The organism is Lacipirellulaceae bacterium (genome assembly GCA_040218535.1).
Classification (GTDB): Bacteria; Planctomycetota; Planctomycetia; order Pirellulales; family Lacipirellulaceae; genus Adhaeretor.
Genome location: JAVJRG010000005.1, coordinates 1,062,866 through 1,081,316 on the forward strand (window position 1 = coordinate 1,062,866; position 18,451 = coordinate 1,081,316).

General features: G+C 56.6%; 17 protein-coding genes. 9 read left to right on the forward strand and 8 right to left on the reverse strand.

Annotation, left to right across the window (positions count from 1 at the left end; all coding sequences use genetic code 11):
• Positions 1-23: 23 nt before the first annotated feature.
• Both hslU and RIB44_04560 read left to right on the forward strand, forming a co-directional pair.
• The gene (gene hslU / locus RIB44_04555) at positions 24-1,370 is read left to right on the forward strand and encodes an ATP-dependent protease ATPase subunit HslU (GenBank protein MEQ8615846.1); all 1,347 of its coding nucleotides are present in this window, start codon (positions 24-26) and stop codon (positions 1,368-1,370) included.
• An 11-nt stretch (positions 1,371-1,381) separates the two neighbouring features.
• Positions 1,382-1,663: a hypothetical protein gene (locus RIB44_04560; GenBank protein MEQ8615847.1), complete on the forward strand. Its 282-nt coding sequence runs from the start codon at positions 1,382-1,384 to the stop codon at positions 1,661-1,663.
• Between the two features lie 68 nt (positions 1,664-1,731).
• Here RIB44_04560 and RIB44_04565 read toward each other — a convergent pair whose 3' ends face one another.
• From RIB44_04565 to RIB44_04575, 3 genes are all read right to left on the reverse strand, one after another.
• On the reverse strand, positions 1,732-1,926 hold the full coding sequence (locus tag RIB44_04565; protein ID MEQ8615848.1) for a hypothetical protein: 195 nt from the start codon (positions 1,924-1,926) through the stop codon (positions 1,732-1,734).
• A gap of 112 nt (positions 1,927-2,038) precedes the next feature.
• Complete coding sequence (gene tsaE, locus RIB44_04570) at positions 2,039-2,503, reverse strand: tRNA (adenosine(37)-N6)-threonylcarbamoyltransferase complex ATPase subunit type 1 TsaE (protein MEQ8615849.1); 465 nt, start codon at positions 2,501-2,503, stop codon at positions 2,039-2,041.
• 108 nt (positions 2,504-2,611) lie between these two features.
• Positions 2,612-3,568: a thiamine-phosphate kinase gene (locus RIB44_04575; protein MEQ8615850.1), complete on the reverse strand. Its 957-nt coding sequence runs from the start codon at positions 3,566-3,568 to the stop codon at positions 2,612-2,614.
• A gap of 123 nt (positions 3,569-3,691) precedes the next feature.
• Between RIB44_04575 and RIB44_04580 the strand changes: the two genes are divergently transcribed.
• On the forward strand, positions 3,692-3,901 hold the full coding sequence (locus RIB44_04580) for a carbon storage regulator (protein MEQ8615851.1): 210 nt from the start codon (positions 3,692-3,694) through the stop codon (positions 3,899-3,901).
• 4 nt (positions 3,902-3,905) lie between these two features.
• Here RIB44_04580 and RIB44_04585 read toward each other — a convergent pair whose 3' ends face one another.
• The 3 genes from RIB44_04585 to RIB44_04595 all read right to left on the reverse strand — a co-directional run bounded on the left by RIB44_04585 (position 3,906) and on the right by RIB44_04595 (position 6,704).
• Complete coding sequence (locus RIB44_04585) at positions 3,906-4,892, reverse strand: hypothetical protein (protein MEQ8615852.1); 987 nt, start codon at positions 4,890-4,892, stop codon at positions 3,906-3,908.
• A gap of 101 nt (positions 4,893-4,993) precedes the next feature.
• The gene (murB, locus tag RIB44_04590) at positions 4,994-5,872 is read right to left on the reverse strand and encodes a UDP-N-acetylmuramate dehydrogenase (GenBank protein ID MEQ8615853.1); all 879 of its coding nucleotides are present in this window, start codon (positions 5,870-5,872) and stop codon (positions 4,994-4,996) included.
• A 370-nt stretch (positions 5,873-6,242) separates the two neighbouring features.
• Positions 6,243-6,704, reverse strand: coding sequence for a tRNA (cytidine(34)-2'-O)-methyltransferase (locus RIB44_04595; GenBank protein ID MEQ8615854.1), 462 nt, complete (start codon positions 6,702-6,704; stop codon positions 6,243-6,245).
• A gap of 188 nt (positions 6,705-6,892) precedes the next feature.
• Between RIB44_04595 and RIB44_04600 the strand changes: the two genes are divergently transcribed.
• Positions 6,893-7,960, forward strand: a complete 1,068-nt coding sequence (locus RIB44_04600) for a Gfo/Idh/MocA family oxidoreductase (GenBank protein MEQ8615855.1) — start codon at positions 6,893-6,895, stop codon at positions 7,958-7,960.
• 12 nt (positions 7,961-7,972) lie between these two features.
• Here the strand turns inward: RIB44_04600 and RIB44_04605 are convergent, their stop codons facing one another.
• Complete coding sequence (locus tag RIB44_04605) at positions 7,973-9,736, reverse strand: peroxidase family protein (protein ID MEQ8615856.1); 1,764 nt, start codon at positions 9,734-9,736, stop codon at positions 7,973-7,975.
• A 67-nt stretch (positions 9,737-9,803) separates the two neighbouring features.
• Entirely contained in the window at positions 9,804-10,481 is a 678-nt protein-coding gene (locus tag RIB44_04610; protein MEQ8615857.1) for a hypothetical protein, read from the reverse strand.
• A 522-nt stretch (positions 10,482-11,003) separates the two neighbouring features.
• On the opposite strand from RIB44_04610, the gene RIB44_04615 reads away from it, so the two are divergent.
• The 5 genes from RIB44_04615 to RIB44_04635 all read left to right on the forward strand — a co-directional run bounded on the left by RIB44_04615 (position 11,004) and on the right by RIB44_04635 (position 18,341).
• The gene (locus RIB44_04615) at positions 11,004-11,942 is read left to right on the forward strand and encodes a lipid A biosynthesis acyltransferase (GenBank protein MEQ8615858.1); all 939 of its coding nucleotides are present in this window, start codon (positions 11,004-11,006) and stop codon (positions 11,940-11,942) included.
• Positions 11,943-12,075: 133 nt separating this feature from the next.
• The gene (locus RIB44_04620) at positions 12,076-13,032 is read left to right on the forward strand and encodes a GNAT family N-acetyltransferase (protein MEQ8615859.1); all 957 of its coding nucleotides are present in this window, start codon (positions 12,076-12,078) and stop codon (positions 13,030-13,032) included.
• Between the two features lie 197 nt (positions 13,033-13,229).
• Positions 13,230-14,903 carry a hypothetical protein gene (locus RIB44_04625; protein ID MEQ8615860.1) on the forward strand — a complete coding sequence of 558 codons (1,674 nt, stop codon included), beginning with the start codon at positions 13,230-13,232 and terminating at the stop codon, positions 14,901-14,903.
• A 172-nt stretch (positions 14,904-15,075) separates the two neighbouring features.
• On the forward strand, positions 15,076-16,971 hold the full coding sequence (locus RIB44_04630; protein ID MEQ8615861.1) for a sulfatase-like hydrolase/transferase: 1,896 nt from the start codon (positions 15,076-15,078) through the stop codon (positions 16,969-16,971).
• Positions 16,968-18,341: a LamG-like jellyroll fold domain-containing protein gene (locus tag RIB44_04635; protein ID MEQ8615862.1), complete on the forward strand. Its 1,374-nt coding sequence runs from the start codon at positions 16,968-16,970 to the stop codon at positions 18,339-18,341. The genes RIB44_04630 and RIB44_04635 overlap by 4 nt, the downstream gene beginning before the upstream one ends.
• Positions 18,342-18,451 lie beyond the last annotated feature (110 nt).

The window sequence follows — 18,451 nt, forward strand, 5'->3', positions numbered from 1 at the left end:
GCTTCTTCCATAAAGTAGAGAAAATGAAAAACCTCACTCCCCGTGAAATCGTATCTGAACTTGACCGCCACATTGTCGGCCAAGCTGACGCCAAGCGTGCTGTGGCGATCGCCATCCGCAATCGTTGGCGGCGTCAGCAGCTTGCTGATGATTTACGCAAGGAAGTCAATCCGAAAAACATCCTCATGATCGGTCCCACGGGCGTCGGTAAGACGGAGATTGCTCGCCGTTTGGCTACCCTTACCGAGGCACCATTCATCAAGGTCGAAGCCAGCAAGTACACCGAGGTCGGTTACTATGGTCGCGACGTCGAGAGCATGATTCGCGAGCTGGTTGAGAACGCTATCGGCTTGGTGCGCGAGCAGGAACTTGAAGCGGTTAAAGAAGAAGCCAAGCAGAAGGTCGAGGAGAAACTACTGAACTTGCTCGCTCCGCAGCCTAGCTCCTTCGAGGTCGGCGTTGATTCGGAGCAGTCGCCTGAACGGTACGAGCGAACACGCGAAAAAATGAAGGCAATGCTCCTGGCCGGAGAACTGGAGAATCGCAACGTCGAGATCTCCACCGAGCAGAAAGTCCAGGCGATGGTCATGCCGGGCATGGGCGGTCCAGGCGGTGACCAGATGGACTTTGATTTTCAAGGGATGCTCGAAAAAATTATCCCAAAGAACGTCGTCCGTCGTGAGATGACCGTTGCCGAAGCACGGAAGGTGCTCTTCGACCAAGCGTGTGAGGCGTTGATCAATGACGAGAAGGTCAACGCCAAGGCCGTCGAACTGGCCGAAAACACGGGCATCATCTTCATCGACGAGATCGACAAGGTCGTCGCCAGCGAAGGGGGGCGCGGCGCAGACGTTTCCCGCCAGGGCGTGCAACGTGACCTACTGCCGATTGTCGAGGGCACGACTGTACAAACTCGCTATGGCTACATTCGCACGGACCACATTCTGTTCGTCGGCGCTGGGGCATTCCATACGGTCAAGCCCAGCGAGCTGATGCCGGAACTGCAAGGCCGCTTCCCGATCCGAGTCGAGTTGAACGACTTGGCGAAGGAAGATTTCGTGCGGATTCTCTCCGAACCGAAGAACTCACTCACCCGCCAATACACGGCCCTGCTCGACACCGAAGGCGTCAAGCTCAACTTCAGCGAAGACGCAATCGACGCCCTGGCAGACTTCGCCTACAAGGTGAACCAGTCGACGCAAAATATCGGTGCCCGCCGTTTGCATACGATCATGGAGCGGTTGCTCGAAGAACTCAGCTTCGAAGCCCCCGACATGGGCAGCGGTAAAGTTGACGTCAATGCCGCTTACGTGAAAGAACGGCTTGAGGAGATTGCTCAGGATGAGGATTTGAGCAAGTTTATTCTGTAGGGGGCTTATCTGTGGACGAGCATATCACCGTCACAGAAGCGGATGGTCGCGTGGTTGTTATCGTTGATGACTATGAGCTATTCGATTTCGTCGAAGATTACCTGATCGAGGATTGTGACTTCGACGTGCCTGAATTCACTACCTCGTTTTGCCGAGGTAACCGACAGTTTAATGCAATGCACTTTTCCACTGGGATTTCTCTCCAAGTGGTTCGGGATGCGGTTGAAGCACTCTCAACGACTGAGATCGAACGGATTTGGCGACTGAACAATGATGATCTTGAATCCGGATAGTGGGCCGTTATTTTTCATGGAAGAACTCAATTGTAGAAGGTTTATGCCACGAAACTACGCCGAAGGCGTTACACCCCACAGCCCAGGGTTCGACCATCACGAGCCCCAGCGAGTGTGGTCGTACCCTGGGTTAGGTTGGTAATAGGTTCGTCGACCGAGCAAAGAGCGTTGCGTGTCGAGAAAATGTGATCGAGGTCGAAACGAGTGAAGTATCCCTCGGTTGGTTGCGACCTCGGCAATCCGCCGCCGGTATTCCTACCCACTTGCTCGGTCGCTTCTAGGCTTTGAATCGTCTACCCAGGGTAGTTCAAAGCTCGCCTAGACTCGCTGTTGACCAACCCTGGGCTGTGGGGTGTAACGCCTTCGGCGTATTTTTCAGAGGTTGTGTATTCTCGACAGTAATTTCGCAAGCCGCTCCGTTGTAGCACTCAAACCAAACTGCCGCTCATTCTCCCCCACCACTTCAATCTCAATCCGCACATGCTCCGCAGGTAGGCAGCGCTCGACTTTGTCGGCCCACTCGACAAACGTTAGTCCCTCTGAGTCGAAGTATTCCTCGGGGCCGAGTTCAAGGAATTCATCATCGTCCGCCAGACGGTAGGCGTCGAAGTGGTAGATCGGTTTCTGTCCTTCATACTCGTTGATAAGAACGAATGTCGGGCTGTTCACTTCATCCTCGGAAACGCCCAAGGCCGTGGCTACCGCTTGAACAAGGCGTGTCTTGCCGGCACCGAGAGTGCCTATCAATGCAATGGTCGTACCCGCGGGCAAGCAATCAGCAAGCGCCTGACCGAGGCGATCCGTATCGGCTTCGCTTTTGGAGTGAAATTCAATTTCCATGAGGCAGTCTCGTTAGCCGTCGAGCTTGCTCGACGTAAGGCTCAGGCTTGCGATTCGATTGACAGTGGATTCGTCGCGCCGAGCAAGCTCAGCGGCTAACGGCAAAGGTCAATGCAAGTAGCCACCCGGCTTCAGAGGCTTCAATTCGTCTTTCTGCATTTGCCAGAGCCCAGCCTCGCTCACACAATGGCCGATTCGAGTGACTGGAATTCCGAGCGCCTTTTCAGCCAAAATCTGCTCAGCCGCATCAGGGGGGACCGCCAACAAGAGTTCGAAATCCTCGCCATCGTTCAACGCATGCTCGATCGCGTCGCGTCCACTGCGGGCGGAGCGTCTCACGGCGTCCTCAGCGATTGGGATTGCGGAGAGATCGAGCGCGACACCACAGCCGCTTGCTTGAGCCAGTCGTGAGGCATCCAGCGAGAGCCCGTCGCTGATGTCGATGCCAGCGTGAAGCTCGTACCGCTCGTTGAGCTGTAGGGCTTCGCGGCAGCGGGGTTCGACAAGGAGGTGCTTCTTGAGAATGCTACCGCCAAGCGTGCCGGTGATAAGCAAAACGTCGCCTAGCTGAGCGCCTGAGCGTGTCAAAGGTCCTTGCTCAGTCACCTCGCCAATCGCGGTCACTCCGATAACTAACGGTCCGTCCCACGTGTTCGTGTCACCGCCGACTAGGGATGTCTCAAATTGGAGTGCGAGTGGAATGAGCCCCTCGTAGATCGTGATGGCAAAGTCTAAGACTGGAAGCCCCGCAGCCCCTTCCTTCGGCAAAACTAAAGAAACGACAGCCGCTCGCGGCTTAGCCGCCATCGCCGCCAGGTCGCTTAGATTCACCCCCAACGCCTTATGCCCAATCGCATTGGGCGGCACCTTCTCAGTGAGAAAGTCGATGCCATCGGTCAGTGTGTCGGTCGTCACGACCAGGCCTTCAGTGGCCATACCCCTCAGAATTGCGGCATCGTCACCGATCCCAAGAAACTGCTCGTCGCAGGCAGGGACATTGTCTGCTAGCCACTGGGTAAACTCGATTTCCAAAGCAATTCGCTCCGAAGTCGCCAGGTTGCGCATTTTAACAATTCTGTCGTTGCAATGCCGATTGCTTGCAAATGCTAGCAGACGGCATTACCCTACCGGCAACAGCTTACCCCAAAGGTGGCCAGAAGTCTTGGCTTGTGAAAGGGAGTTCACGAAATGCTTGTCATTGCTAGAAAGCCTGGAGAGCGTGTTCTCGTTGGTGATCAAATCAAGATCACGGTTGTGAAACTCAGCGGCGGTGGCGTGCGCCTGGGGATTGAAGCACCGCCCGAAATGTCGATCATGCGTGAGGAACTGGCCGAGGCGCTCCAGGCAGCCGAAGAGCAAACGATTCTGGACGCCCAACAATCGACAAGCCTCGGCTAGCCGCTTACTTGGTCACAGTTTCTTCCTCGGCGACTTCTTCTTTTTTCGCGGTGCGGGCAACGATCCGTTCGCCGTTTCTCACGTCGACAATTTGTGGCCCTCTCACTGAATTCAAGGGACCGGTGCGACGGACACAGCGATTCAAACGGGCGAGCTTTTCTTCGAAGGTTGCTTCCCCTGGCGGATTCTCTTGCGGTGCTGCCCCCCAGACAATGCGTGTCCCACCTCGTGTGATCAAATCGTAGAGGTAGTAACGGTGACTGCCATTGATTTCGGGCCGTGGTGAGGGCAGAATCTCAGCCAAGTAAAGTCGTTCCCAGTCGGCAGCTAGCCTCTCAGAGAGATTGATCGCACCTGCGACTCGCGGATCGTCCCAAGGCTGCCCTGGAAGGGGTCGCCCAACGATGTCAAGAATTCGCGGCAAGTAGCGGAGTCCAACCTCCGGAACATCAGCCGCAGACAAGTGAACGCCGTTGCGGTCGATTGGCAGAAGTTGAACGGAATGTCGATCACCTCGCCCACGGGAATCTCCCAAGATACTTTCGACGGCTGCTATCGGTTGACGGTAGACCAACTCGACGTGCACAGCTGGCGGATAGCTTTTCTTAATTTCGCCGACCGCCTCGACCCAGGGGTGCAAAGCGAAAGCGTCGTTGATCTCTTTGAGGAACTCTTCATCGACAACAGACAGACGACGGTCGAGATCTGCGTTCTTGATTACTTGTTCACGGATATCGACCGTGATCCAAGCTGGCGTGGGTGTAGTGGAAATGGCATCCGCGGGTAAGAGGTACCGCTCGCGATGAATCACCTCCGGGGCGACTCGTTCCCAAAGCATGTGTCCGCCCCAGCCAAGCCCTGCGATCGTGGCCAGAATCAGCGACACGCGCAGTCTGCGAAAGCGACGCGGCTTGGCCTTCGGAGCCCTGACTTCTTCAGGCTCACGTGTTTCTTCCTCATCAAAGCGAATCCGCTTCTTGCGTGCGGCCATCGTACGCCTCCATGCGTTCGTGCGGGCTGTCGGCTATTGGCTGTTAGCTTTTAGCTTCTACTGAACAAGCCGAGAGCCAATGGCCAACAGCCGACAGCCAATCACCAGATCTCAAGTTCCGTCTCGAGTTCGACGCCAAGTCGCTCGGCAACTCGGCTGCGTACCATGTCGATCAATCGCAGCACGTCGTGGCTGGACGATCCTTCGTTGGCTTCGATGTAATTGGCGTGCCGTTGGCTGATGGAGACGCCACCCACATTGGTGCCCTTCAGCCCCGCCTGTTCAATGAGCATTCCAGCGCTCATGCCACGGGGATTCTTGAAGAGGCAAGCAACATTCTCATGGGAGAGTGGCTGGCTCGCCTTCTTGATGATCCACTGCTTTTGCATTCGCTTCGTAAGCTGAGCCGGATCGTCTGGCTCGAGTTGGAATTCCGCATTGAGGATCACCAACTCGTCGAGACTACTTTGCCGATAGGCGAACACGAGATCTTCACGCTGCCGCTGGAGGATTTCCCCCGCGCGGGTCATTACCGTGGCACGGCACGCCCACTGACCGATGTCACCACCTCGGCTGCCGCTATTGCCATGCAAAGCTCCGCCGACGCTGCCTGGGATTCCGACCAAGGGCTCCAGGCCGGCCAGTCCTTCGCGAACCGTTTCGCTGATCGCGTGGGCGAGCTTCGCGCCGCCACCGGCAACGACTGAGTTCCCAGTAATCTGAATATTTGAGAAGGCGGCACTGGAAAGGTCGATGACCATTCCTTGGACCCCTTCGTCGCGAATGAGGATGTTCGAGCCGCCACCGATGAGCCTGACGGGCACTTCTTCGTTGGCACAGCGACGTACCAAAGCCGCGAGTTCATCGACCGAATTGGGCGTGGCAAAGAATTGTGCCTGCCCGCCGAGCCGTAGCCACGTACGCTCAGCCAGCGGCTGGTCCGCCTTGACGATTTTCTCGAAGCCACTAACTAGCGTCATCACGAATAATACCTCTTGGAGCAGTCCACTATCTTGACCGCTAGCGTCGGAAGCGTCAATTCGCCCCCAACCAGGTTTTTCTTGTCAAGTGCCTGAATAATAGGCTTTCGCATCTTCTGTCTGGGCTAGCTGTGTCGTGATATTGAGCACAACTGTTGCGCTTTCCAGACCGTTTAAGCTTGGCACATCGCTCTAGGCCTACATGTGCAAGTTGCGGACCATGCAGTCCTCAGAAGGTTCGACACGAGTCCCGACCCGAGTTCAAGGGAATAAGCGAGATGACAATTTGGCGGAGTCGAACAACAATTGCCGTCGAAAATCTCACAGAAAAGACAAACTTCTCCTCAAGCTGCCACTTACGGCTTGCGGCTTAGCCGTTCCACTGACGTAGGCATTCATAAGCCAGAACAGCGACGCTATTCGAGAGATTAAGGCTCCGCACTTCGGGCCGGGTGGGTATTCTCAGACGTCGCTCAGGATCGCGGTCACGGATCTCAGGCGGCAGCCCTTGCGACTCCCGCCCAAAGACCAGGACGGCCCCCTCCTCAAAGTCGATGCTCGTATACTCACGTATCGCGAATTTGGTCAGGTACCAGTGCCGCTCCACGGGCAGGTTTTCTAGCAATTCATCCCAATTGTCGACCACTTGCCAGTTGAGATATTGCCAGTAGTCCAGTCCGGCTCGTTTCAAGTGATGGGCGTCCACTCGGAATCCCAGCGGTCGTACCAACCACAGCTTTGCACCGACAGCAACGCACGTGCGGCCCACGCTCCCCGTGTTGTAGGGAATCTCCGGCTGATAGAGGACGACGTGTAGGCGGGGCTCATACAAGGGGATGTCTCAACTCCGATTATTTGCTTCGCGATTCCAAGAACCTAAGCGCGGCAATGGCAGACCGTAGAAAGATGGCACGTTTCGAGCATAATAGCAGCCCAAGAAACAGTGTTTCTACGCTCTTGAGCAATCTTGCCGAAAACTTACAAGCTCCCTTTCATACTCTCTACGGAGAATCGTTAGTCATGGCACTCGGATTTGGCATCGTCGGTACTGGAATGATTAGTAACTTTCATGCGAAGGCGCTCGCCGATGTTCGCGGCGCGAAGCTTGTTGCCTGCTTTGACCGCGCGGGGGAGCGGGCCGAGGCGTTCGCGAAAGAGCAGAACTGTGCCGCTTACGATTCGTTGGACGACATGCTCGCCTCGGACGAAGTCGATTGTGTCGCCATCGCCACCCCCAGCGGAGCCCATATGGAACCGGCCGTCGCCGCTGCCAAGGCAGGTAAGCACGTGCTGATTGAAAAGCCGCTAGAAATCACGCTGAAGCGGTGCGACAAGATCATCAAGGAATGTGAAAAGGCCGGAGTGAAGCTGGCCGCGGTATTCCCTTCGCGGTTCCACGATTCGTTCGTTACGCTCAAGAAAGCGGTTGATAAGAATCGCTTCGGACGTTTGACCCTCGGTGATGCCTACGTGAAGTGGTACCGCACGCAAGAGTACTACGACAGCGGGGCTTGGCGTGGCACATGGGCTCTTGATGGGGGCGGTGCTTTGATGAACCAAGCGATCCATACCGTCGACTTGCTCACCTGGCTCATGGGCCCAGTCGTTGAGATTCAAGCAATCACCGACACGCTCGCCCACGAGCGCATTGAAGTCGAAGATGTCGCCGTCGCCACGCTCCGCTTCGAGAATGGCGCTCTCGGCGTGATCGAAGCGACCACGGCGGCTTACCCTGGTTATCTCAAGCGGATCGAACTCCACGGCTCCCACGGCAGCGCGGTGGTCGAGGAAGAAGACATCAAAAAGTGGGACTTTGCAAAGAAGCTGAAGAGTGATGAAGCGATCCACAAAGCGATGGCCAGTAGCAAAAGCACCGGCGGCGGCGCCGCCGACCCTTCAGCCATCGGCCACCACGGCCACGCGCTGCAAATCGCCGACTTCGTAAAAGCGATCAAGAAATACACCACCCCCAGCGTCGACGGCCACGAGGGCCGCCGCTCGGTTGAAATCATTCAGGGCATCTATAAGGCAGCGATGACCGGGAAGACTGTGAAGTTGCCTTTGAAGGGTGAGCCGAAGCACGTCTAAGATTCGCAAGTCTCACGTTCTCCTACGCTTCGTGGTGAACAGGAGCATCGCTGAGGCCACTAGCAGAATTCCTGTCGGCTCCGGCACCGCCAGGAACGCGTTCTCAGGCATCCAGCCGATCCCAGAGTTCCACAGAATTACGTCCGAAAGCGTCGAGTCGGCCAGTTCCGGGAACAGCGTTAGTGCATCCGCGTCGCCCTCATAGAAGAATCGGTCGCCATCCCGTAGTCGTTCAAACTGGTCAGCGATGATTTCGCTGAGCAATTCGCCGACGAGGCTTCCAGGCAGGGCGTCTTCGGCGACGGCTCCGACCCACAGGTCGATGTCTTCGATCGATGCGTAGACGCTTTCCAAGGCATCCGCCACGCCGGGGTCGGTGGTCACGTCATCAAAATCGGTGATCGGACTAAGGCCCAGCCCGCGACGCACGTCGTTGTAGCTCGGTAGGCCGTGGTCGCGACCCCGTTGGATGTTCACGGCGGCCAGGTCCAGTCCGCCGTTGCCCTCGGCGAAGAGGAATTCACGCACTTCGTCGACGATAAAGGCGTCGACATCTTGTGCCTTCTGCATCGCCAGTCCTTTAAGGACGGTTTCGATGCCGTTGTCTTTGGTAAATTGCGGTTCGAAGAAGGCGTCGCGGAGGGCGACTTCGCCGAGCTTGCCGTTGTCATCGTGCAAATGAATGGTTGGGGAAAGCAGCGTGTGCCCCACACGATAGGCCGCGTTGGCAAACTCATTGCTTAGCGTGGCGTTGACCGTATCGTCATAGCCGGCGTAGGGCGAGAGGGCATCGCCAATAAGCATCGGCAGGAATTCCTCGTAGGTGATCCGTTGGATCTGGGCCCCGACCGCTTTGCGCACGGTCTGGTAGATGTATTCATCCACGTCGGCGGCGTTGCTGGAATTGAATCCGGCGTTCGCGACTAAGGTTGGCAAGTCTGAACGCCCGGCAAGGTCAGTCGCTAGACGATTATGCTCTCTCACAAACAACGTATGCACAGCAGTCAGGCCGATTTGTTCGTTGGCTCGTACGTCACCCGCGAGGAACAGTTCCTCTGCGGGCGGAGGGGTATCGCCCGGTGAAACGGGCGGATTGGCATTGGGGAAGGGACTGGTCGCGTCGTTCAACGGCAGCAAGGTTTCGCCGTTATTACCCACAGAAGTTTTCAGTTGGCCACCGCTCATCGTGCGAAGGAAATCGGCACGGGCCTGATCTGAACCGTAGACGTTCGAGCCGTCAATGTAAGCTGTCAGAGCGTTTACTTGTTCTCGTGGAGTCCCCGGGACACCGGTCCCTGGGGCGGCGTCGTTCCGCCGGAAGGGAATGAACGGAAACATGGGATTCCGAAGCGGGTCGTTGACGTCCAAAAGCGGAATCATAAACGGATCGCTCGTTGGCGTGGGCTCTTCAAGCGCGAAATCGTGATCAATGAACTGACCCCATTGCCAAAGCCAATCGCTCGCTCCTTTGTGATTCAGGAACGAATTATTCCCTTGGGCGACGACCGTGTTGCTGATGTCGCGAGGATTAGCCAAACGCGATGTCCCCATACCCGTGGCCGGATTGAAGGTTGTCATCCCTCGTGGAACGCTGTGTCCGTCTTCGTAGTCGGGTGTGACCATGCGAATGAGCGGTTGCTCCGCTTCGCCCCAGTTGGGGTTCGCAAGGTTATTGTCCGAGCCATCAATGGTACGGAATTCGGCCAAAGCCGCCCGTGTTGCCCCACCAGCAAGGCAGGTCGCTAGACAAAATGCAAAAAGATTCTTGGTACGCATAATTCAAGAGCCTTTGGAAAGAAGTTCTTCTAGTTCCGAAAAAACAAATTGAGTGCCACCATTCAGCCTAAACACGAACTCGGTGTACCGCTAGCAATAGGCAGGAAACGAATGCCGAGATTAGCGTCGCAGGTTCGGGAACGGCGGCCAGATTAGCAGTGCCGGGCTGGGCGTCACCCTGCCAAGCGATAAAGTCGGCACCATCGACATCCCCGTCCGCGTCCCCGTCGCCATCGGAGCTGGCTGCTCCAGTGCCTAACCCGTACCCGCTCGTCCAGTTGATGAGGTCCCCGCTGTTGACGGTGCCGTCGCCGTTGAAGTCCAACGGATCGTTGGCTGTGAGGATTGAAAAGCTATTGTCGCTGACGTCGTAGTAACTCTCGCCGCCATTCTCCTGCTGGACGCGGACCCAGACGGATTCGTCACTGATGCTAGGAACTTCCCAATCGAAGCTGAGTTGGAAGCCGTCAACGAGATCCCCAGGGTCAACGCCGTTAACGATGTCCTCCCAAGGGCCATGCTCGCTGTCTAGGGAATACCAGAGGTTGTAGCCGGTCGTGTTGTGCGTGATGAGATTCGTCCAATCGATGGTGAACGTCTCACCTGCGGTCAGCGTTTCCCCTCCATTGGGTGAATCGAGTCCGACGTGCGCCAGCGAGCTTGCTGGTGTTGCAAACGCCCAACCAACAAGTGTCATCGTCACTAGATAGAGGCGCAACCTCCTCCTCAGGTAACAAGTGCTCATGCTCTTCTCCTTCCATTTTCATGGGAGCCCCTGACAAAAAGGACACGTAGGAGAGATCTTCGAGGCGCATCGAAGTACGAGTGCACAGAAGCTTAGAAATGCAGTAGCTGAGAATGCACAGGTAAAGCCTCTAGGAATCACCCCCACAGTGAATCCAGTCCTGTCGCATGCCGGGTCTGTTCCGAGACCGCTGCCGGCTTTTTCCGTAGCCGAGCTTGCTTGAAACGCATTTTACAGATTCTTCAAGTCTGACCAGCCCTTAAGTTCCTGATGGCTTACCCCGACATAATTCTGCGAGACCTGCGGCAAGCAGCTATCACGGTATTAAGCGACCGCCAGATAAGGATTTGCAACTACTCAGAAGGCAGTTTGCTGGTGAGATATTTCGCCTATATTTTTTTCTGGCACAGAAGTCGCTCACGAAGCGCTCTTCACGGCAGCCTATCGTTTCGATCACAATAGAAGCACGCTTGGTGGCAACGGAAGCCGCTGCGGACTTGGTTCCTACAGATTAGGAAATGGATGCTACGGAAAGCAAAAGACTATTCGGCCTATCTTGCTGTCCGCTTAGTGGTCGGACTGGTGCAATCTCTCCCTCTGGAGACCGTCGAAGATGCCTCGAAGCATCTGGCGTGGTTCGTATGGCGTGTGCTGAAGATTCGTCGCAAGGTGGTTGAAGAGAATCTGAAAACTGCCTTCCCGGAAGGAACAATCCAGGAGCATGAAAAGATCGCTCTTGGGATGTGGCGGCATCTCTTTCTGATGATCGCTGAGATCGCTCATGCACCGCGGAAAGTCCATCGCACCAACTGGCGGGAACATTCGACGATTCCCGACATGCCTACGCTCACGGGGCAACTGTTAAGCGGACGGCCCACGGTGATCATCTCGGGCCATTTGGGGAACTTCGAACTCGGCGGTTACTTGCTGGGTTTGCACGGTTTTCCCACGCACACGATCGCTCGGCAGCTGGACAACCCTTACCTCGACCGCTGGGTGACTGAGTTCCGTGGAGCGACCGGCCAGCACATGCTCTCTAAGTCGGATAGCAGCCGCCAGATTGCCCACCTGTTGGAATCTGGTGGCACGCTCGTCTTGCTTGGCGATCAGTACGCCGGTGATACGGCGTGTTGGGTCGACTTTTTCGGCAAGCCGGCCTCCACTCATAAAGCGGTGGCCGTATTCACATTGAGCGGCCGCGCCCCGACGGCGGTTAGTGGCGTTCTGCGGCGAGATAAGCCCCTGCACTTTGAAATGTGCCTGGCTGATCTGATTGATCCTGAATCGAACGATTTTCAGCACGGTACCATCCCGGCCCTCACGCAGTGGTACACCGATGGCCTTGAACAGATGATCCGTCAGGCTCCCGAACAATACTGGTGGGTCCATCGCCGTTGGAAGGGTACCCCAACCGACCGCCGCGAACGGCGGCGAAAGCTGCGGGCGAAGTCGGCGGCTTAAGTGCGGAGCAAGCTCAGCGGCGAAACCAGATTTTCCGCCGTCCGCCTTCCACCCTCCCCCTTCGTAGGCCGGTCTGTCATAATCACCTGCTTCGCCTCAGCTCCGACTTGCCCTCACCGAGCGTAGTTCGCACGTGTATCGCCTCCGGCCGTTTGAAAATACGGATCCGCCCCATCTGGCTGAAATCTGGCGGAGCCAGCCTCCTCAGCGAGGTGTCCTCCAACCGGTCTCCGCGATGCTTCTCGAGTATGGTGTGTTTGCCAAGATGCACTTCGACCCCCGCGGGCTGATCGTCGCCACGCATGACGAACGCCCGGTCGGTTTCGTTCACGCGGGCTTCGGCCCCAGTGACGACGGTAGCCAACTTGATACGAGCTTTGGCACCACGCACGTTTTAATGTTGCACGGGTCGCATCGCGATGAGGCGCTCGCTGATCAGCTTCTCGCCGCAAGCGAGGAATACCAACGAAGTCGCGGCGCGAGCGTGTTCTATGCCGGCGGGATCCAGCCGCTAAATTCGTTTTACCTCGGCCTTTACGGAGGCAGCGAAATCCCTGGTGTCCTAGCGACCGACGACCTCTTCAACCAAGCATGTCAGCGGAACAATTACGATACTGTCGATGAGGTTTGCATCTATCAGTCAGACATCGCGACTCTTCGTCCGCAAATGACTCGGGAGCTTCGCTCGCTTAAGAGGATGACCAACGTCGTCGAAAAGATCGACCCGCCTTCAAGAACTTGGTGGGAGGCTTGTGTCTGGAGCGGACTGCAGCGAGATCGGTTTCAACTTGTTGATAAGTACAAAGACGACGTCCTCGCGACTGCGTCCTTCTGGGATGTGCAGCCGCTCTCCACAGGTTGGGGCATGGCGACAGCCGGGCTGTTTGAATTGGCCACCCATCCCGACCACCGCCGCCGCGGAGCGGCTAGCTATCTTCTCGGCGAGGCTGCACGACTACTGAGAAGGCGCGGCATTACGACCTTCGAGGCGCAAACGATGGCTAGTAACGAAGCAGCTCTGAAGTTCTACGACAAGCTCGGCTTCACTGAGGTCGAACGGGGAACCGTGTATCGCAAAGCAGGTGGCTAGATTTGGCCTGAGAGCGTTAGATTTCTCTTTGCTACTATGTTTCGAAAGGGCACAATCATAGTAGCTGACCGGCTCGTCCAATCCGCGAGACTCACATTCAAATTTTGCCTTCGTCGTCAGGGCGTGTTATTCTGCTGCGTGAGCACGTTTGCCTGGTAAGTCTGGCTAGCGACGAACATTCTTTCTCAGTAGACCTTATGTATTCCATTCGTAGAGTATCGCTCCTCGTTCTGTCCTGCGTCATCCTCCTAACGGATAACGCTTCAGCAGCATTCCCATCACGTATTGTTGCTCGGACTCGAGGCTTCAATGAGTTTTCCGTCCCGCAAGTGCTGGGCGGTGGCCGGTTTGTTGATATCGAAACCTTCTCCTTCAACGGTCAGGGAGATCTGCTCTTCGCAGGCCCCGGCAGCACTTTTGGTCGAGGTGGCATCTGGCGTGTTGAACCGACGGGGCCAGTTGTGCAGACGTTCTCACTAGACGAAACCACATCACCCGGCTTGCGGTTGGATCGAATCAACGAATCGTCAGTGAGCGTGGGTTCCGGCGGGACCGCATTCCTGGCAAATTCTGACAACGTCTTTGGCCCATGGATCGATCCCACCGACGGAGCGCCGCAACTCATCGCTAGTGCGTCTCGTGATGAGCCGACAATCGGGCCCAGACTAGGACCGGGCGTCGTATTCCAAACTGTTGATCCTCAAACACAATTTCCAAGCAACGAAGCTTTCTTAGGTCTCGTGATCAACGACTCGAACATAGCAGCCTTTCGCGGGCAACTGCGGGGGACGAACATCAATTTTCGCAACGACCGCGGAATTTGGCTGTGGGATGAAGGCCAGCTTCGCGTCATCGCTCGTGGTGGAACCGCGGGAGCGCAGGGGCCGCAGCTTGCCGATGGGTCGCTTTTCGGCAACTTTAACTCACGGCTCCACATTGACAATCAAGGACGTGTTGGCTTTAGCGCCAACGCTGACTCGACGGTTGGCGTCTGGCAGTTCGACGGCGCGATGAATGTCCCGATCGTTGTCAGCGGCACTGACGGTCCTCTCGGACCCGGCCTTGGTGCGGGGGTTGAAATTGCCAATGCGTCCCTGTTCGGAATGACCAACGATGGTGTCATGGCCATCGCCGGTCAATTGGATGATGCTTCTCGTACCGGCTACATCATTCGAGCCGATGGTCAGTCCAAAGAGGTAATCGCCATGGCAGGGACCAATGGCCCGATGGGGCCAGGCTTCGGCAACGAAACTTGGCGATTCGTTGGCACTCCCGCGATTGCAAGCAACGGCCAAATGAGCTTTAGCGGTCAACTCTCTCAGTCGGGCAGTGCTTTGTGGAAGCTCACCCCCAGCGGCGTCGAGCCGTTTGCGACTCAAACCCTCAGCGGCCCTCTCGGCCCCGGGCTTGGCGACGGCGTAGCGTTTTCCGTTTTCGTTGGAGATCACACGATTAACAGTAGTGGGCAAACCGCGTTCATGGCTCGCCTGGGTGGCGTGGGGATCGACAGTACCAACAACTTTGGCCTGTGGGCGCACCACGAGGGCCGCAACGTGTTGATCGCCCGCAAGGGAGACTTGGTCGATACCGATCCCACCGAAGCGGAACTCTTCAAGACGGTCGCCGACATCCACACCTTTGGATTCTTTGGCTCATTGCAGAGAAGTGGATCTTTGCAAGCAAGCGGTGGCGAAGGGGGAGCTGTCCGCTGGCTGAACGACGCGGGCGAGCTTGCTTATCTCCTGGAATTCACCGACGGGTCCGTTGGGCTGTTCGTAGCAAAAATCCCCGAGCCTACAACACTTATGGTTGCTTTGGTGATGGTTCTCACTGGAGTTGGAAGCCGTTCACGCGGCCACCAAAGCCGATAACGAGACCTTTTCGCGAATTCTGTAAGAATCGGTGCCCGAGTCGGAGTTTTGTCGTAGTATCGGTCAGTGTCTTGTCATGAACAGTGCCTTATCATGAACGCTGTTCGACGCTGCAACTCTCGAATGAAGCCGCTGCACTTCGGAACAGGTAGAGAAGAGGAGAAGGATTTTGATGCGAGGATCGAAATACGCGCGTGTCCTTGGACTGGCTGTGGTTGGTCTGTTCGTTGCTCATTCGCTTCTTGCAGGGAATGCTGTCGCAGCGGGTGAACCAAATGTCGTCCTTTTTTTCGTGGACGATCTTGGCTGGGCCGATTGGCAGCATGATGCCGCGCTCAACCCAACAGGCAGTCCCGTTTACGAAACGCCTAACCTGTTACGACTTGCCCAGTCGGGTGTCGTCTTCAATCAAGGTTATTCGGCGACACCCGTTTGTTCCTCGACGCGGTCGTCTTTGATGACTGGCAAGACTTCTGCTCGGACCGATTTCACCGATCACACAGGCGGGGCGGTGAATCAAAGTGCGTCGCTCAGGTCGCCAGTGCCGGTGAAAGCGATTCCCGGTAGCGAAATCACTCTCGCTGAGTCGCTGGGCTCCTCAGCAGGCGGATACCACACCGGCTTTATTGGCAAGTGGCACGCCGGGGCGGGGCCGACTTCACATGGCTACGATACCAACATCGCCGGCGGCGGGGCGGGTTGTCCGTGCAATCCGGTGTCCGACGGGTTTTTCGCCGGGGCGGACGGAGGTTGGGCGGGAATGCCGGGAATCACTTCGGGCTATCCTGCCGACGCCTATTTGACGGATGTGCTAACCGACTTCGCGGAAGTTTACATCGAGCAGCGGGCTGCGGCGACAAACCCTTTCTTCCTGACTGTCGCTCCCTACCAAGTGCATGTGCCGCTCGATGCTCCGCAGCCGTTGATCGATAAGTACACTCAGAAGATCGCTGACCTTACCACTCAAGGTGTTGATCTCGAGGGCCATGACAACGCCGTCTATGCCGCGATGCTAGAGAAAATGGACGAGTCGCTCGGTCGGATTCTTGATCGACTGGAAGATCCCAACGGCGATGGCAACATGGTCGATAGTGTGCGGAACAATACGATCATTATGCTCGCCTCAGACAACGGCGGGCTAAATGTTAGCGAACTCGGCGACCCCGTTGCCACACGCAACGGCCCACTACGCGAGGGGAAGGGCAGTCTCTACGAAGGGGGGATTCGTTCTCCACTGATCACAAGTTGGACCGGCAACAGCAATATCACGCAGGGCACAACGAGCAACGCACGCGTTTCCAGCCACGACTTCTACCCGACGCTGCTTGAGCTGACGGGGCTGGGCAGCAATCCGGCAGTCCCACGCAATGAGGTGATGGACGGCGTCAGTTTCGCCGCGGCACTAGAAGGCGGGACTCACGAACGGGGCTTCCAGTACTGGCACTACCCCAACCGCAGCAACCAAGATGTCCGCGCCGCGGAGCAACGCATTCCGTTCGAGGGGGGATCGTTCGTTAGTGCGATTCGTGACGATCAGTACAAAATGGTTTACCAGTACGAGACCGGGCAGTACGAACTCTACGATTTACTCAACGACATCGGCGAGACGAACGACCTATTGGGCACGAATCCTGCGGTGGAGTTTCGGCTCAGCGCTCAACTGCACAGCTATCTTGATTCGGTCGATGCGTCGATGCCACTTCTGCGATCCACGGGAACGGCGGTCGATTTACCGCAGGTGCTCTGGCCTACTTTCCAGGGAGATTTCAACCAAAGCAATACGCTCGACGCTGCGGATTGGTTGCTGCTCAAGGCCTCATTCGGTTCCGATTTGAGTGCGCTCTCGGTGACCCAGGGTTATGCCATCGGCGATGTCAATTTGGACGGGGAGGTCGACCGTCTCGACTTTCGCTTGTTCAAGTCCATCTATGAGGATTTCCACGGCAGCGGATCGTTTGAGGCTTTGTTGAACGGTGTTCCGGAGCCTTCCTCAGCGATTCTCCTGCTGTTTGGCGGGGGTGGTTGGTTCTTGCGACGGCAGCGAGCAACGGGGAGGGCTGATCAATGAGAAATGCCTCCACGATTCTCCAAGCTCTCGCCAGCCTTGCCCTGCTGACGAGCTTGTCGTCCGCTGAGTTGCTGGTGCATTACACGTTTGATGACCTGAACGGTTCGACGGTTCTTGATTCCGCAGCGCCTGGTGGCAACAACAATGCAACGATCGTAGCGAACGTCGGCACGAGCATCCCCGGTGTCCTGGGCGATGCGATTCGCTTACCGAACGACGACGGTGTTTCCTATGTGCGTCTCCCATCGTCCTTGAACCCGGCTCCCAATGGAAACGACGAGCGCACCATTGCCTTCTTCTTTAACCAAGAGGAGGTCGGCGCGGAAAACAAAATGTTTGGCTACGGTACCGGGCAGCAAGGCCGCTCGTTCGATGTCTCATTGGAGGGGGGCGGCATTCGGCTCCGTTACAGCGGTGGCAATGTCACTTGGGGAAGCGGATTCGATTTCACGGGCGTCGACGCCGGTTTTCACCACTTGGCCATCCGGGTGCCCGGCGGAGCGTTCGACTATTTGGATATCGAGGTGTTGCTTAATGGAGAGCAATTACCGGGAGTGGCCACTGGCGGTAACCCCGGAAGCACGTTTATCAATACCGGAGGAGGGGTGGCGACCAACCTGGACCTGGGCCGCTCCCCAGTTTTTTCGCCCGCGGGTGACTTTATCGGCCTGATGGACGACTTTCGCATCTATGACCACGCATTGACCGACGCAGAAATCCGAGCACTAATCCCCGCTGAGCCGACACTTACTCTGGAAGTCGATCCTGTAACCGGATTCACAGCGATCCGCAATCATTCCGACGAAACGATCAGTTTGGATTACTACGAGATCGAAAGCACAACGCCGATGCTGAACGCTGCCGGCTGGTCGGAACTTGAAACCCAAAGCCGCGTTAACTTCCCCGCAGGCAGCGGAACGGGCGACGGCTGGGAAGTGCTCGGCACGGCAAACGCCTTCTCACTTGTCGAAGCGTTCCTGCAAGGTGAGTCATCGCTCGCACCTGGGGAGTGGCTCAATTTAGGCCAAGCAGTTTCCCCAGGTTCAGCAGGTGAGTTCACTTTCACCTACAGCAGCGGAGAGACCTTCGTGGATGGCCAAGTCGTCGTCGCGCCGGCTTTGGCAACGGCTGACTTCGATCGAGACGGGCAAGTCAATGAGGTTGACCTTTCGCAATGGCAAACGGTCTACGGTAATTTCGGAACGGCAGACGCCGACGGAGATGGACAGAGTGCAGGGAATGACTTCCTCGCATGGCAGCAGCAGCGGTTCGCTTTGCAATCGTCCACCTTTTCTATCCCCGAGCCTAATACCCTGCTTCTCCTAGGCTTACTTAGTTCAGGATTAATTAACCGCCGTCTAAGCCGCTGAACTTGAGGCGTCTGTGCTCCCAAGCTACAGCCTGTAACTCCTAGCTCGCAGGCAGAGGCGGAATTTGCTACGATGATTATCACGACTTATCCCTACATGCTCATCGGAGG

Excerpts from the sequence above, each read along its gene's own strand:
- hslU (MEQ8615846.1), top strand. The coding sequence starts at position 24 with ATGAAAAACCTCACTCCCCGTGAAATCGTATCTGAACTTGACCGCCAC.
- tsaE (MEQ8615849.1), bottom strand. The coding sequence starts at position 2,503 with ATGGAAATTGAATTTCACTCCAAAAGCGAAGCCGATACGGATCGCCTC.
- RIB44_04575 (MEQ8615850.1), bottom strand. The coding sequence starts at position 3,568 with ATGCGCAACCTGGCGACTTCGGAGCGAATTGCTTTGGAAATCGAGTTT.
- RIB44_04580 (MEQ8615851.1), top strand. The coding sequence starts at position 3,692 with ATGCTTGTCATTGCTAGAAAGCCTGGAGAGCGTGTTCTCGTTGGTGAT.
- RIB44_04585 (MEQ8615852.1), bottom strand. The coding sequence starts at position 4,892 with ATGGCCGCACGCAAGAAGCGGATTCGCTTTGATGAGGAAGAAACACGT.
- murB (MEQ8615853.1), bottom strand. The coding sequence starts at position 5,872 with ATGACGCTAGTTAGTGGCTTCGAGAAAATCGTCAAGGCGGACCAGCCG.
- RIB44_04600 (MEQ8615855.1), top strand. The coding sequence starts at position 6,893 with ATGGCACTCGGATTTGGCATCGTCGGTACTGGAATGATTAGTAACTTT.
- RIB44_04605 (MEQ8615856.1), bottom strand. The coding sequence starts at position 9,736 with ATGCGTACCAAGAATCTTTTTGCATTTTGTCTAGCGACCTGCCTTGCT.
- RIB44_04610 (MEQ8615857.1), bottom strand. The coding sequence starts at position 10,481 with ATGAGCACTTGTTACCTGAGGAGGAGGTTGCGCCTCTATCTAGTGACG.
- RIB44_04615 (MEQ8615858.1), top strand. The coding sequence starts at position 11,004 with ATGCTACGGAAAGCAAAAGACTATTCGGCCTATCTTGCTGTCCGCTTA.
- RIB44_04625 (MEQ8615860.1), top strand. The coding sequence starts at position 13,230 with ATGTATTCCATTCGTAGAGTATCGCTCCTCGTTCTGTCCTGCGTCATC.
- RIB44_04630 (MEQ8615861.1), top strand. The coding sequence starts at position 15,076 with ATGCGAGGATCGAAATACGCGCGTGTCCTTGGACTGGCTGTGGTTGGT.
- RIB44_04635 (MEQ8615862.1), top strand. The coding sequence starts at position 16,968 with ATGAGAAATGCCTCCACGATTCTCCAAGCTCTCGCCAGCCTTGCCCTG.